This window comes from Nitratidesulfovibrio vulgaris str. Hildenborough (genome assembly GCF_000195755.1).
Lineage (GTDB): Bacteria > Desulfobacterota > Desulfovibrionia > Desulfovibrionales > Desulfovibrionaceae > Nitratidesulfovibrio > Nitratidesulfovibrio vulgaris.
Map to the genome: position 1 here is coordinate 2,230,659 of NC_002937.3, position 14,886 is coordinate 2,245,544.

Here is a 14,886-nt window from a genome sequence, read left to right on the forward strand (position 1 = left end):
ACGTTTTCTTTTTCACGAGCAAGAAGCGTGCAATGGCACACCATTCATGATATGCTTTTCATTATAGCATGTTAAGCATGCACACAGGGGAGAGACGTGCAAACTTCAATTTGCAGTGCAAACCTGACATTGCATGGATTGCAAACTTTTATTTGCACCAAAAATCATAAAATATCAGACGATTATGGTTCACATTGCCGCACAGAACCCACTTGCGGGTGCTAGAAACCGCCCGACATCCACCCTTGTTCCTCTCATCACAATCGAGCCAGAATGACCGACACTCATGTATAGGTCATCACCACATCTCACCCCCCCTTCTCTGTACGCCTGAACGCCCATGCCACACCCCCATATCGACGCCTCCCACACACGACAAAGCTTTACCACGGGATGAGAACGACGCTCTTGCCCCGGTGAACACGCATCCCCAAAAAACATGGGGAAGCGTCCCTGACTCCTCCTGCCCTTTGCCGCCCCCGCACATGCCACGGAGAAGCGCGTCTCCTCGACCTCGCGCAATGAACGCCCTGTCCTCTGGACGTATGGGCGGTCAGCGACCACACATACGGGATGTAGCGTCGGGAACAACCTGCCGGATATAGCGGATGCGTACGATTCTTGCTTTCACTCTGCCAGACCCTCAACGCGGCAATCATTGCCGTATTCCAAGGAGGCGGCATGGAAATCTCCGGTCTGGAATCCATCATGGCGACCCGTTCGGTCGCAGCGTCATTCGCACGGCAGGAACAAGAGTCGCAACAGGTGGCATCACGCGGCACACAGGGTGACACCGTGAGCATCTCCTCCGAAGCGAAACGCCTGTACGAGCGTTTCCGCGACCTGCAAACCGAAAGTGCGGGAACGAACTCGCAGGGAAGCGCGTCATCGGACTCGGCATCGAACACGGCGAACGGTCAGACGGCAGGTGACGGCAAGACCGACACCGTCGCATCCGGTCCGTCGGGTTCATCCGGCGCGTCCGGGAATGCGGAAGCCGCAGGCAATACAGGTGGCACGGGCTCGGGTGAGGGGCTTGCCAAGCAGATCGAGAACATCAAGAAACAGATCAAGGAACTCCAGAACAGGGTGAAGCAGATCATGGACAGCCCGTTGCCCGCCGAGCAGAAGCAGACTGTGGCGGCTCCTTACCTGCAACAGATACAGGAGCTTGAACAACAGTTGCAGCAACTGGAGGCCGACGCGGCAAAACAGGGCAGTGGCGACGCCTGACAAGGGACACACGCACGGCGGATTGAGGCCACCCTCGCACCGACTCCACGAAAAAGCGTTGCGCGGCAGGGCGCTCCATGCCATTCTCCGGCAGCGTCAGTCCCTTATGTCTGGCGCAACAGGATGGCAGGTCGACCATGTTTCTGTTCAGAAGATTCCGCCGCAGGACACAGCCCACACCAGCCGACGCCATGACGCATGGCGAGACGGCTGAATTGGGCATCCAAGGCGATGGCACGACGTCTCCGGCAGGCGATGCCGACGTGCGTGAAGCCGGTGCGGTGCATCAATCTGCCAAAACCCGCAGCAATAACATTACGGCGAGTCTGAAGACGCACGACGCTCGCGCGCCCCATCAGCCCCACGAAGACGGCAATGGCGGGTCGATGCGGGATGCTGCCAACCTGAACGCCATGGCCGTCGACAATAGCCCCCCCGACGATGGCACACCTGACAGTGACCCCACTGACAGTGCCGACGCAAGAACGAAAACCGCGTGTGAGCCAGCCTCGGCAGACACCTCTGCCCTCTGTCCCGTGTTGCTGTCCCCGGAAGAGGTCGCCTTCCTGTTTGGCGGCACTGAAGCGGCAACGCAACGCTCGCCGGAATATCGCGACTTTCTGCTGCGCCTGCATGGTCTGCTGCGCAACGCCATTCCGTCTTCGTTGCGCGGGTATATGCTGCTCGCCTTCAGCCTTGGCATTCTCCCCGTACTGGGCAACCAGATGCAGCGGGCGACCTTTCCGCTGTGGTTCAATGTGCTGCTGTGGCTCACGGGCATCTTCGCAAGCGCGTGGCTGCTGCACAAAGGAAACGGCGAGTGCGTCAAGCGCCTGGCCCGTGACATCCACGCCCACCGGGTTCCGTCCTTCGACACCCTTCGTGGCTGCGTCCATGCCGTGGCTGCCTGCGCCATCGCCATGCCGAGTCCGGCGCTGACCCTCTTCGGCTGCGTCCTGCTGCTGCCACCCGTGTCGCGAAGCCTTGCCATCACCCTGTTGAACCGGGTGCGAGAGGCCGACCTTGGAGATGGGGAAGCCGAAGGCGAAGCCCAAAACGATGGCCCAGCGACAGGCGAAGATGAACCTATCGAAGGTTCCATGTCCGCCCCTGATGAAGAGGCCGGAGGCCACGGTCAGGGTACGCTCGGTCAGCGTGACCGTAGCCAGCGTGACCGTAGCCAGCATGACCGGACGGAAGGTGCCTCGCCCCCACCACACCCCGAAGCTTCTGACAAGGCGTCCGTCCCCGTTCCATAGGCGCACCACCTGCTGCCCACGCCAGTCACGCTGGCACGCAGACACGCCAGTCACACCGGGCACCCCGGTCTCCCTCCACGTCTGCCCCGCCTCCCGCGACGGGAAAACCCCGGCGGACGTCTCGTGACACCACTCCGGGGTTCCCATGACAACCTCGATGGACTGTATGAAAGGCAGCTTGGGGCGGAACACCTCGCAACCCTTTTCCGACGTGTCCGACCTAACCCAAGGCCTGCCGCACCGCCGCAGGAAGCGAACCAAGGTCGGGGCAGACAGCGATGCCCGCATCGCAAAGGGCGCGCACCTTGCCGGCAATGCCCCCGTCCGCCTCGTCGAGGATAGCCCCGGCATGCCCAAGCCTGCGCCCGGGGGGCGCGGTGCGCCCCGCCACGAAGCTGACCACGGGTTTGGGAAAAGCGGTTTCGCGCACCCACGCAGCCAGTTCCTCTTCTGCCGTTCCGCCGACTTCACCGAGAACAAGCACCCCTTGCGTCGCCTCGTCATCGCGCACCAGTTCACACAGGCTGACGAAATCGGAACCGATGTACGGGTCGCCCCCCACCCCGGCGCACAGGGACTGACCGATACCCGCCGCAGAGAGTCGCGCCGCCGCCTCATACGTCAGCGTGCCCGAACGGGAGAATACGGCCAGTGGCCCGGGAGAGAAGACATTGCCGGGCATGATGCCCACCTTGCACGCACCGGGAACGATGATGCCCGGCGTGTTCGGCCCGATGATGCGGGTGCGTGCGCCACGTGCCACGCGCAAGGCGCGCAGCATGTCCTTCTGGGGAATGCCCTCGGTGATGCACACCGCCCACGGTATTCCCTCTGCCACCGCCTCCAGCAGCGAATCGGCGGCGAACGCGGCGGGTACGAACAGGATGGTGGCATCGATGTCGTGCTGACGGCACGCCTCGTGGACGGAGTCGTACACCGGCACGCCCTGCGTCACCTGCCCGCCTTTGAAGGGCGTCACGCCCGCCACGATGTTCGTGCCGTAGTCGAGCATGAGTCGCGTATGCAACTGCGCCGACCGCCCCGTGATGCCCTGCACCAGCACCCGCGCCCCCTTGCCGAGATGCGGCGTGCCGCGCCGGGTGCCCGCTGCCCCGCCGTGAATCCGGGGGACGGGCTTTTCGGTACCGGGCGTGAACACGATGTCGGGGGCATCGGCGGGACGCAGGTGGCGCAGCAGGTCGAGGGCGTGGTCGATGTCACGGGCCACATGCACATCGGGGTGCGCCCGCCGTTCAAGCAGTTGTCGCCCCTCCGCCGCCTCGAACCCATCCATGCGGACGACCACGGGCTTGGCGGCGCGCCCGTCGCCAAGGGCCTCGACAAGGGCACCAGCCACGGCAGCGCACGAGACGATGCCGCCGAAGAGGTTCACGCACACCACGCGCACCTGCGGGTTGCCGAACAGCAGTTCAAGGGCCCGCCGCATACGCGGCACGTCGGCGGCACCGCCAAGGTCCATGAAGTTGGCAGCTGCAAGACCCGAGAAATTCAGAAGATCCATGGTCGCCATGGCAAGCCCGGCACCATTGACCAGCAGCCCCACCCAGCCCTTCAGTTCCACATAGCTGAGACCCGCCTCACGCGCCGCGTTCTCTTCCGGGGCGAGATGTTCCGGGGTGTGGAAGCGCAAGAGGTCGGGGCGTATATCCACCACGTTGTCATCGACCTCCACCTTGCCATCCAGTGCCAGCCAGCGCCCGTCACCAGTCAGGACAAGCGGATTGACCTCCGCCAGAAGCAGCCCGTAGTCCCGTACCGCCCCATGCAGTCGGAGGACGAACTCGCGAAACCCCGCCCAGTGTTCACGCCCGACGCCGATGCAGAAGAAGGCCGACCGTATCACGTGTTCCGGCATCTCTCCGGTCAGGGGCACGGCGCACACAAGGGCACCCTGCCCCGACTCGACCTCCACCCCGCCGCTACCGCTGGCAGTGAACAGCAGTTCACGCCGTTTCCGGGAGACCATGAACGAGACATAGCATTCGCGGGCGATGGCGGTGGCGGGCTCGATGCGCACGAACGGCACGGCATGACCGCCGATACGCATACCGAGGATGTCTTTCGCCACGTCACGCAAGCCTGCGAGGTCATCGGCGCGCCGGACGCCCCCCGCCTTGCCTCTGCCCCCCGCCAGCACCTGCGCCTTGACGAACCACGGTGCGTCGAATGGCGGCAGACATCCTTCAATCCCGGCACTGTCGGTCATGATGCCCTGCGGCGTCTCTATCCCGGCTTCCTCGAACAGTCGCTTGCTCTGGTGCTCGTTCAGAAACATGGTGAGTCCTGTTGGATTGGGGGTGGCGAAGGCGATGACGGAGCGCACAAACAAGAAGCGCCGCCCCGTTTCCGGAGCGGCGCAGTGGCATCAGTAGCCGGCGTCCTCGTTGATGAGGATGACGTGCACCCTCCCCGACGGGAAGCATTTCTCGGTGATCGTCCACACGTTGCAGATACGGTCGGGGCTCTTGCAGTCCATACACTGGGCCGTCTTCTTGCACGGCGTCTTCTTGTCGAGACGGATGGCGTTGACGGGCGAGGCATACTCCTTGATGCGGCGCATGCCGTCCTCGACCGTATCCACCACCTTGTTGCGCCCCACGAAGAGCACCACGTTGCGCGGCCCGAAGTTGATGGCACCCACGCGGTTGCCGATCATGTCGAGATTGATGAGCTTTCCGTCCATGGTCACGGCATTGGTGCCGGTGAGGAACATGTCGACCAGCAGCGACTGCCGTCTGCGTTCGTACATCTCGGCAGCGGAAAGGTTCTTGTCGAAGGTGTCGAGCAGTTGCAGGTCGGCACGCTGGCGCAGGGCTTCGGGCACCCCGCACTTCACCAGCGTCATGGAACCACCGAACGAGACGGACGACGCACCGGAGGCTGGCAGCAGGTCGTCAAGGAACACGCGCCCCGCCTCTTCGCAACTGTCGACGAGGGAGACGGCGAAATTGTTGGCGCGAAGCGATTCGGCCACTTCGGTGAGGCGCAAACGCCAGTAGGTATCGATGGGTGTGCTCATGGCTTGCTCTCCGGGGTCTTCGGGTGACGCATCGACCTTGTGCGGCACGGCATCAGAAGCCGTGCTGCGTGTAGCGTTTGCCGCGCCTGTCGATGCACTGGATGTAACGGTAGTTGCCGCGCGTCTTCGCCTCGTCCTCCATCCGCAACCCTGCGGCATGGCAGGCGTCACAGGCGTCCTGCGGGATGTGGATGCCAACGCTCAGCGGGTTTACGGTCGACCACGTCTCGACCTTCATCGCGCCGGAACAATGCTCGCACAGCGTCACCGTCTCGACCTGACTCTCGCTGATGCCGTCGGTATCATAGTACACGTCGCGCGTGCGGACAAAGGTATCACCCACCACATCGCCCTGCTTGGGGCGCGCCGGGGGTTCGAAGTACAGGCGCGGAAGTTCGTCGCACAGCCGTTCGATGTAGTCTGTCACGTTCCGCGGCTGTTCGATGGCGGCGAGGTCCAGCCCCGGTTCGCGCACGTCGTCGAAGTCGAGTCCCGCCATGGCGAGGCAGATGCCGAGGTTCACATACGGCAACGCGCCCTGAATGGCGTAGCCCCCCTCCAGCACGGCGATGTCGGGGTCGAGCATCCTGTTCAGCATGGCGTAGCCGCGCGCCGTGAAGTTCATGTTGGTGATGGGGTCGCTGAAATGGTTGTCCTGCCCCGCCGAGTTGATGATGAGGTCGGGCTTGAAATCGTCGAGGATAGGCCGCACCACATGCTCGATGACGTGCAGGAACCCCCTGTCGGACGTACCGGGGGGCAAGGGGATGTTGATGGTGCGCCCCATGGCGTTGGGGCCGCCCAGTTCCTGCGGGAAGCCCGTGCCGGGGTACAGGGTGCGCCCGTCCTGATGCAGCGAGATGAACAGCGTGTCGCGGTCGTGCCAGTAGATGTCCTGCGTTCCGTCGCCGTGGTGGCAGTCGGTGTCTACGATGGCGACACGAAGCCTGCCGTACTGTTCGCGGATATGCTCCAGCATGACGGCTTCGATGTTGATGTTGCAGAAGCCGCGGTTGCCGTGCACCACGCGCATGGCATGATGCCCCGGGGGACGGATGAGGGCGAAGGCCTTGTCCGCCCGCTTCTCCATGACGAGACGCGCCGCCTTGATGGCCCCCCCGGCGGAGACAAGATGCGACTTGGTGCACACACTCGACACGTCGGGCAGGCAGAAGTGCACGCGCTCGACATCTTCGCGGGTGGCCACATCGGGCTTGTGTTCGGTGATGCCCGCGATGTCGAAAAGCCCCTCCTCACGCAACTGGTCTTGCGTGTACAGAAGCCGTTCCTCCCTCTCCGGGTGCGTGGGGCTTATGGCCCAGTCGAACGCCGGAAAGAAGATGACACCCAGCCTGTTCTTCGCTTCGAGCATGGTCTCTCCTGTCGCCTTGTTCGCTTGCGGGCCTTGCCAGCCTTAACGGGCGGTTCGCCTTACGGGCCTTGAAGGGATACGTCGTCTGATGGGCCTTTCTGATGCAGCCGGGTCGCCCCGGATGACCGCAGTCGTGCCTCCCGGTCTACGCCGTCATGCCCCCGTCCGGCCCGAGACGGCTTCGCCGGACGAAACGTCGCCCAACGCCGCCGCCACGATGCCGACGACATCGCGCACCACGTCTTCGGGCGACTGTGTGGCATCGACCACACGGTAACGCCCGCCATGCAGGGCCGCCCATGTGAGATAGCCTTCGCGCACCCGGGTATGGAAGGCAAGACTCTCGGCCTCGAACCTTCCTTCGGCGGCGTGCATCCCCTCACGGATGTTGCGGGCAAGCGCCCGGTTCAATCCGGCCTCAGGTTCGAGGTCGAGAAGGATGGTGAGGTCGGGCCACAACCCGCCCACGGCCACGTCGTTGAACTGGCGCAGCATCATGGGGTCCAGCCCGCGCCCGTAGCCCTGATAGACCACGGTGGAGTCGGCATACCTGTCGCTGAGCACCACCATACCCTCATCAAGTGCGGGCCGCACCACCTGCGCCACATGCTGCGCCCTGTCCGCAAGGTAGAGGAAAAGCTCAGCCTCGGGGGTGATGTCGGTATTGCCGAGGTCGAGCAATATGGAACGCAGGGTACGACCGAGGCGGCTGCCGCCGGGTTCACGCGTCACGGCCACGCCATGCCCGCGCTGCTGCAACCATGCCGCCAGCCCCTGCAGGGCCGTACTCTTGCCGCTGCCCTCTATGCCTTCGAAAGTAATGAACACTGTTCCACCTCGGGTGTGCCCCGGCGGCGACGGGTCGTCGCCACGGGTTCCGGCGTACGTGCCGGACGATAGAGAAAACGCTGCAACGTGTTCTGATACGGCGACCAGCCCGTCTCGCCCTCGCCCATGTTGGCGAAGAGTCCGCGCATCTGGGCCATCTTGGCATCGATGTTGTCGGCGTAGTGCAGCACCATGGCTTCCGCCGTCTTGGGGCGCTTCGGCGAACCGTACTCCAGTTCACCATGATGGCTGAGTATGAGGTGCTTGAAATGCATGACCAGTTCGGGTTCGAGACCCGACTTGCGCAGGTGCGGTTCGATGCGCTCAAGCCCGATGTGGATGTGCCCCAGCAGACGCCCCTCGTCGGAGTAGTCGTTGGCGAGGCCACCGGTCAGTTCCCACACCTTGCCGATGTCGTGGAAGATGGCACCCGCCACAAGCGCCTGCCTGTCGAGTTCGGGATAGTGCTCTGCCAGATGCAGGCACAGCCGGGTGACGGAGAGGATATGCTCCACGAGACCACCCACGAAGGCATGGTGCACCGCCTTGGCAGCCGGGGCCACCAGCAGGCGGGGGCGGACGTCATCGTCACGCAGCACACCCAGCACGAACTTGCGCCACGGGGCATGGGTGAACACTTCGCGGCACAGCCTTTCAAGCTCTTCGAGCATCTCGGCGGCGGGGCGCTCGCTGGCAGGCAGGAACTGCGAGATGTCCAGCGAGGCCTGTTCAGCCTCACCCAGTGTACGCAGTCTTTCCACGGTCACCTCCACCCTGTCGCGGTAGGTGCCTGAACGCCCTTCGAGGTCGACAATCTGCCCCGGCGCAAGGTCGGGGTAGGCCTGACTCTGCGGGCTCCATATCTTGGCCTCCATGGTGCCCGTGGCATCGCGCAGTTCAAGACGCCAGAAAGGGCCGTTGCGGGCCTGATTGAGCGTCGCCGCCCCAAGCAGGAAGAGCCCGCGGACATCACCGTTGGCTTCTATATCTTTGATGGATTGTCTTTTTTCCATGTGCATCTTACACCAGTCACGGACAGCCGGAACGGGGACCGGCCATGCCGTTTTCGACCGGCCTGTTTTTCTTACGGTTTCGTGCTTTTCAGCCCTGTTGTCAATGCAGGCCGCCCGCCGCCATCCCCTTCCTCAGTATGCGTATAGCACTCACCAACGACGACGGCATACAGGCCCCGGGCCTGCGGGCCATCTACAAGGCACTCATCGAGGCCGGGCACACCGTGGACGTGGTGGCACCCGTCACCGAACAGTCGGCAGTGGGCCACGCCGTCACCATCGCCATGCCCCTGCGCGTGAAGGTCTTCCACGAGAACGGCTTCCGCGGGCACGGCGTGTACGGCACCCCCACCGACTGCATGAAACTGGGGCTTTCGTCGCTGCTGGAACACAAGCCTGAACTCGTGGTCAGCGGCATCAACGCCGGGGCCAACGTCGGCCCCGACATCCTGTACTCCGGGACGGTTTCAGCCGCAACAGAGGCCGCCCACATGGGCTACCGCGCCGTGGCCCTCTCCTACGACTCGTTCAGGCCGGAGGACATCTCGGCCCACGCCCGCCATGCTGCCGCACTGCTGCCGCACATCGAGTGGGCGGGGCTTCCGGAACGGTGCGTGGTCAACATCAACTACCCCGCCGTGCCCGTCGAGAGCATCAAGGGCGTGCGCGTATGCCCGCAGACCCGCGCCGTGTGGCACGACTGGTACGAGCACAGGACAGACCCCCGCGGCGGTTCATACTGGTGGCTGAACGGCGTCATCCCGCCGGAGACCGTGGCACCCGGCACCGACAGGGCGCTGCTTACCGAAGGCTACATCACCGTCACGCCGCTTCGCTTCGACTTCACCGACAGCGAGACCCTGACCAGACTCGCCTCGCTCGAAGAGTAGGTCTCTGCGAAGTCGCTAGACGACGTATAGGGAAGGTTTAGGGCGTTCACCGGCGCGGAGGAATGGGGGCAACGCCAGCGCCTTCCCCGGCGAGGCATCTCCCCGCACCTGCCCTGCCGTGCCCCGCATTGTCGTGCTTTGCCTTGGAGGTGCCCCCCGCGGTCGTGATGCGCCTGCGCCCCCGGCCCGCAGCGACTTGCAGCTGCCGGGAACCTCCCCGCAACGGGAGGGGCGCATTCATCGGACGTGTGATGGAAGCCCCCTTCGCACCTTTATTTTTTCGAGGGTTTCTGCTATTTTCCCCGCGCCTTGATTGTACTATACGCCGCCCTCGCCTATGATGGATGATGACGCGGCCTATACATGAACTCTCCGGCGCGCCACGGGCCGCCGTAGCATACCCACGGAGGCACCGCGTCTGCCTCCGCCCAACCCCGAGGAGGAGCATATGCCGCTGACCGGTCCCAGAGAGATGTTCGCACGGGCCTACCGTGAAGGCCACGCCGTTGGCGCCTTCAACGTGAACAACATGGAAATCATACAGGGCATCATGCAGGCGGGTGCCGAAGAACGCGCCCCGCTCATCCTTCAGGTATCGGCGGGCGCGCGCAAGTATGCGGGCCAGAATTACATCATCAAGCTCATCGAAGCCGCCCTGCTTGACACCGACCTGCCGGTGGTGCTGCACCTCGACCACGGTCAGGACTTCGACATCTGCAAGTCGTGCATCGACGGCGGCTTCACCTCCGTCATGATCGACGGTTCGCACCTGTCCTACGAGGAGAACATCGCCGTCACCCGCCGCGTGGTCGAATACGCCCACGACAAGGGCGTGTGGGTCGAGGCCGAACTGGGCCAGCTGGCGGGCGTCGAGGACGAGGTCTCTGCCGAACACTCGGTCTACACCGACCCCGACCAGGCCGTCGAATTCGTGCAGCGCACCGGGTGCGACTCGCTCGCCATCGCCATCGGCACCAGCCACGGCGCCTACAAGTTCACCGGCGACGCCAAGCTCGACTTCGCCCGCCTCGAGACCATCACCAAGATGCTGCCCGACTACCCGCTGGTGCTGCATGGCGCGTCCAGCGTGCCGCAGGAGTTCGTCGAGATGGCCAACGCCTACGGCGGCAAGGTGGGCGGTGCGCGTGGCGTGCCCGAAGACCTGCTGCGCAAGGCTGCCACCTTCGGCGTGTGCAAGATCAACATCGACACCGACATCCGCCTTGCGATGACCGCCACCATCCGCAAGCACTTCATCGAGAATCCCGGCGACTTCGACCCGCGCGCCTATCTCAAGCCCGCTCGTGAAGCCGTCAAGAACATGGTCCAGCACAAGATTCGCAACGTGCTGGGTTGCTCCAACAAGATCTAACGCCACATCAGGAGTCGAAGAGCATGTCCCTCAATCTCGGCATCAACGGCTTCGGTCGCATCGGTCGCTACCTTGTCCGTCTTCTGGCCGAAGACAACGAACTGTCGATAGCGGCCATCAACGCCCGCGCCGATAACGCTTCGCTCGCCCATCTCTTCAAGTACGACTCGTGCCACGGCCGTTTCAACGGCGAGGTGGGGCATGATGCCGACGGTCTCATCGTCAACGGCCGCCATATCGCGGTCACCCGCGAGAAGATCAACGAATGGCGCTGGGGCGAACTGGGCATCGACCTCGCCGTGGAGACCTCCGGCACGGTGAAAGACCGCGCAGGGCTGGCGCAGCACATCGCGCGCGGTGCCAAGAAGTGCGTGATCAGCGCCCCCGGCAAGGATGCCGACGTGACCATCGTCATGGGCGTCAACCACGGCGACTACGACCCGGCGAAGCACGACGTCATCTCTGCGGCCTCTTGCACCACCAACTGCCTTGCCCCCGCCGCCAAGGTCGTTCACGAGACCTTCGGCATCAGGCACGGCATCATGACCACGGTGCACTCGTACACCATGAGCCAGCGCATCCTCGACGGTTCGCACAAGGACCTGCGCCGTGGACGCGCCGCCGCCCTGTCGATGATTCCCACCACCACCGGTGCCGCCAAGGCCACCGCGCTGGTGTACCCCGCGCTGGCGGGCAAACTCGATGGCATGGCCGTGCGTGTGCCCACCCCCAACGTCTCGCTGGTTGACCTCACCTGCGAACTTGAGCGCGAGACCACGGTCGAAGAGGTCAACGCCGCACTCAAGGCCGCCGCTGCCGGGCCGATGCTTGGCAACATGGGCTTCTGTGAAGAACCGCTGGTCTCCATCGACTTCATGGGCAGCACCTTCGGCGGCGTGGTCGACGCCCAGTGCACCTCCGTCATCGACAAGACCATGCTCAAGCTCATCATCTGGTACGACAACGAAGCGGGCTTCACCAACCAGCTGGTGCGCCTGCTGCGTATGGTGGGCAAAAGCCTGTAGACCTACATGTCCCGCGCCGCGGATGCGGCGTGGAATGCTGGCGAACGCCAGTGACATATGAAACAGAAAGCCCCCTTCCGCACGGAAGGGGGCTTTCTGCAAGCGAAACTGCACATGCAGAACACTACGGCAACCACCTCGGGCGGCGCATCAAGTCTGCAGGAGCATCACAGTCGTCGACACTCGCACATCTTCAGAGGGAGGCTGCCGCAGGCCGCCCACGGCGCAGAAGACAGCATACCATCTGACCGCACCGCCGGACACCAGCAGGTCAGGAGCATGCCACTCCGTACACCCGCAGACCTCGTCCAGAGGCAGCCAGCATCAAGCCGCCCACATCAAGACGTCATCCATCTCATGCTGGAATGCCTGTAGAAAAGCAGCTACATGTCGACCATCTACGAAGCTATGCAGGGCCTCTACAGAGACGGAGAACTCATGTGAGTCCTTGGAGATCATGCCCATAGCGATGCGAGGAACTGTATCAACCCACGGGTCACCCCACGGGTTGGTTATTGACGTAAAATCAAAATCCCTGAGCATTGTCAGATACACGAGTTGCTGTGATGCCCCACCATCAGGACACAACGTCGGATTTACTTCAGAAAGACGCATCGCATTCTCGACATTATCCATGAATCGCTTTGCGTCTTCATCCCATGCGGCTATACAGTTGGAATGGAGCTTGTGCTCACTGGACTTTGGAACATATGTGAACGCAGCATCAACATACTCGAACTCAACAGGCCGCAGATCGATGATTCGCATTTTGAATTCAGGTATGCCATTCACAGCCTTCATCACGGCTCTATAGAGGAGAGAACTCAATCTGTTCGTCTTGCAGTTTGCTCTATATTCGACGACACGACGGGCATTCAACCTTGAGGTCACAGACAGACACGGATTTCTTCTGCCTTGAAAGAATGCGAAATGCTCGCGCCTGCTCCATGAATCGACATCCACAAAAGGTACCATCACAAGACCTCAGAAAGAAATGGCTTTTTCAGACATCGAAATCACGTAGTTGTCCGTCATATCAGAAATAAAGTCCAAACAGGGTTGTTCCTTGCCTCTTTCCGTCTCGAGGTCATAAAATCTCACCATCTTCTTCCAATGAATTCAAATGATTAATATGCAAAACTCTTGGACAGACATGACCATTGCTTGTATCAAAAAACTTGTGTTTTATGCTCAAGCCTTCTGTACCATTGCATTATTTCACTTCACGAGCCTTCAACTGTGGCAAATCCGGCAAATCTATTGGCGTAAAAGCGACTAGCCATCGCCCCTTTGTTAGCACACCATCGAAAACAACCAATAACCATGCGTAATCATTCAACATTCAACCACACTCACCGCAAGTCCACCCGCTGAGGTCTCCTTGAACTTGGCGTTCATGTCGTGGCCTATCTCGGCCATGGCGCGGATGACGTTATCCAGCGTCACGCGGTGGTGCTTGGGGTCTTCGCAGGTAGCCACAAGGCAGGCGTTGTAGGCTTTCACCGCGCCCACGGCGTTGCGTTCGATGCACGGTATCTGCACGTAGCCGCCCACGGGGTCGCAGGTGAGGCCAAGGTGGTGTTCCAGCGCGATTTCAGCGGCATTCTCCACCACGCGCACGGCGTTGCCTCTAGCGTGTGCCAGCATGGCGGCAGCCATGGCCGAAGCCACCCCCACCTCGCCCTGACAACCCACCTCCGCGCCCGCGATGCCCGCATTCTGCTTGGCGAGAAAGCCCACAGCCGCCGACGCCAGCACGCCTTCGCGCACGGCCCTGTCACCGATGCTGAAATCGTTACGCATGGCGTACAGCACGGCAGGCATCACCCCCGCAGCCCCGCAGGTAGGCGCGGTGACGATGACCCCGCCGGAGGCATTCTCCTCCGACACGGCGAAGGCATAGGCGTTGAGTCGGCACAGGAAGGCATCAACGGCATGCGGCAGCTTTCCGGCACGCGCCATCAATGTACTGGCCTTGCGAAACACGCCCAGCGTACCCGGCAGGCGTCCTGTCGTCGCCAGTCCGCGCTCCACACTCGCCTCCATGAGGCCTATGATGGTGTCCAGCCGCGCCACGATGGATGCGCGCGAGGCCCCCGTCACCGCCATCTCGTTCTCGAGGATGATCTCATGCAGGGCCAGCCCCGTGTCGTCCATGCATTCGCGCAACTGGCGCATGGTGCAGTACGGATGGACAGGCGCACCGCGTTCTTCGGGCTGCCAGCCCTCCCACTGGATGAAGCCGCCCCCGACGGAATAGTAGGTATACGAGAAGAGCGACGCCCCTGTATCACCAAGCAACTCCAGCACAAGCGTATTGCTGAACGGATGCTCATGCTGCACGGCGTCGTGCACGACACAGGCCGAAGTGAGCGGCAACCGCAGCCCGTCACGAAGCATCATGTACCGCACCACGGCACCGGATGCGGAGTGCCCCTGCCCTTGCCCTGCGACGGGGACGGGGACGACCCCCTCGCACCCCAGAAGGCTGGCGTAGCGACCATCCGCCAAGGTCGTGTCGGTGGCAGGGCGTTCCTCTCCCGCGCCTTCGGGCCGCACAAGGTACTCCGGCGGGCACGACGCAGGAAGCTGCCCCGCAAGCCCTGCCAGAACAGCCATATCGGTTCCATGACCATAGCCCGTGGCGCTCAGCGAACCGAAAAGGCGCACACGCACCCCTGCGGCACGGCACAGGATGTCGTCCGGCAGGGTGGCGCACCGCTGCGCGAAGTCGTAACCCGCCTTCATGGGACCGATGGTATGTGAACTGGAGGGGCCGGGTCCGGCCTCGAACAGGTCGAAAAGCGATATGGCGATGGCGGAACATGGGACGAGAGGCTGCATGGTGCTCCCG

Annotated in this window: 12 protein-coding genes; 5 read left to right on the plus strand and 7 right to left on the minus strand. The window is 62.8% G+C overall.

The window, feature by feature from the left end; translation table 11 throughout:
* Nucleotides 1-681 precede the first annotated feature (681 nt).
* Nucleotides 682-1,233, plus strand: coding sequence for a FlxA-like family protein (locus DVU_RS10075; protein WP_010939412.1), 552 nt, complete (start codon nt 682-684; stop codon nt 1,231-1,233).
* A gap of 137 nt (nt 1,234-1,370) precedes the next feature.
* A complete protein-coding gene (locus tag DVU_RS10080) occupies nt 1,371-2,492 on the plus strand; it encodes an FxsA family protein (protein WP_014524465.1) in 1,122 nt (373 codons plus the stop codon).
* Nucleotides 2,493-2,712: 220 nt separating this feature from the next.
* Here DVU_RS10080 and sucD read toward each other — a convergent pair whose 3' ends face one another.
* The 5 genes from sucD to DVU_RS10105 form a co-directional block, all read right to left on the minus strand.
* On the minus strand, nt 2,713-4,788 hold the full coding sequence (gene sucD, locus DVU_RS10085; RefSeq protein ID WP_014524466.1) for a succinate--CoA ligase subunit alpha: 2,076 nt from the start codon (nt 4,786-4,788) through the stop codon (nt 2,713-2,715).
* A 90-nt stretch (nt 4,789-4,878) separates the two neighbouring features.
* Nucleotides 4,879-5,532, minus strand: coding sequence for a lactate utilization protein (locus DVU_RS10090; protein WP_010939415.1), 654 nt, complete (start codon nt 5,530-5,532; stop codon nt 4,879-4,881).
* 52 nt (nt 5,533-5,584) lie between these two features.
* A complete protein-coding gene (locus DVU_RS10095) occupies nt 5,585-6,904 on the minus strand; it encodes a histone deacetylase family protein (RefSeq protein ID WP_010939416.1) in 1,320 nt (439 codons plus the stop codon).
* A gap of 153 nt (nt 6,905-7,057) precedes the next feature.
* The gene (tmk, locus tag DVU_RS10100; protein WP_010939417.1) at nt 7,058-7,732 is read right to left on the minus strand and encodes a dTMP kinase; all 675 of its coding nucleotides are present in this window, start codon (nt 7,730-7,732) and stop codon (nt 7,058-7,060) included.
* Nucleotides 7,708-8,745, minus strand: coding sequence for a 3'-5' exoribonuclease YhaM family protein (locus DVU_RS10105; protein ID WP_010939418.1), 1,038 nt, complete (start codon nt 8,743-8,745; stop codon nt 7,708-7,710). The genes tmk and DVU_RS10105 overlap by 25 nt, the downstream gene beginning before the upstream one ends.
* A 137-nt stretch (nt 8,746-8,882) precedes the next feature.
* On the opposite strand from DVU_RS10105, the gene surE reads away from it, so the two are divergent.
* The 3 genes from surE to gap all read left to right on the plus strand — a co-directional run bounded on the left by surE (nt 8,883) and on the right by gap (nt 12,032).
* The gene (gene surE / locus DVU_RS10110) at nt 8,883-9,635 is read left to right on the plus strand and encodes a 5'/3'-nucleotidase SurE (RefSeq protein ID WP_010939419.1); all 753 of its coding nucleotides are present in this window, start codon (nt 8,883-8,885) and stop codon (nt 9,633-9,635) included.
* A gap of 448 nt (nt 9,636-10,083) precedes the next feature.
* Nucleotides 10,084-11,007 carry a class II fructose-1,6-bisphosphate aldolase gene (gene fba, locus DVU_RS10115; protein WP_010939420.1) on the plus strand — a complete coding sequence of 308 codons (924 nt, stop codon included), beginning with the start codon at nt 10,084-10,086 and terminating at the stop codon, nt 11,005-11,007.
* A 23-nt stretch (nt 11,008-11,030) separates the two neighbouring features.
* Complete coding sequence (gap, locus tag DVU_RS10120; protein WP_010939421.1) at nt 11,031-12,032, plus strand: type I glyceraldehyde-3-phosphate dehydrogenase; 1,002 nt, start codon at nt 11,031-11,033, stop codon at nt 12,030-12,032.
* 324 nt (nt 12,033-12,356) lie between these two features.
* Here the strand turns inward: gap and DVU_RS10125 are convergent, their stop codons facing one another.
* Nucleotides 12,357-13,007: a chloramphenicol acetyltransferase gene (locus tag DVU_RS10125; RefSeq protein ID WP_010939422.1), complete on the minus strand. Its 651-nt coding sequence runs from the start codon at nt 13,005-13,007 to the stop codon at nt 12,357-12,359.
* A 360-nt stretch (nt 13,008-13,367) separates the two neighbouring features.
* Nucleotides 13,368-14,876 carry an L-serine ammonia-lyase gene (locus tag DVU_RS10130; RefSeq protein WP_010939424.1) on the minus strand — a complete coding sequence of 503 codons (1,509 nt, stop codon included), beginning with the start codon at nt 14,874-14,876 and terminating at the stop codon, nt 13,368-13,370.
* Nucleotides 14,877-14,886 lie beyond the last annotated feature (10 nt).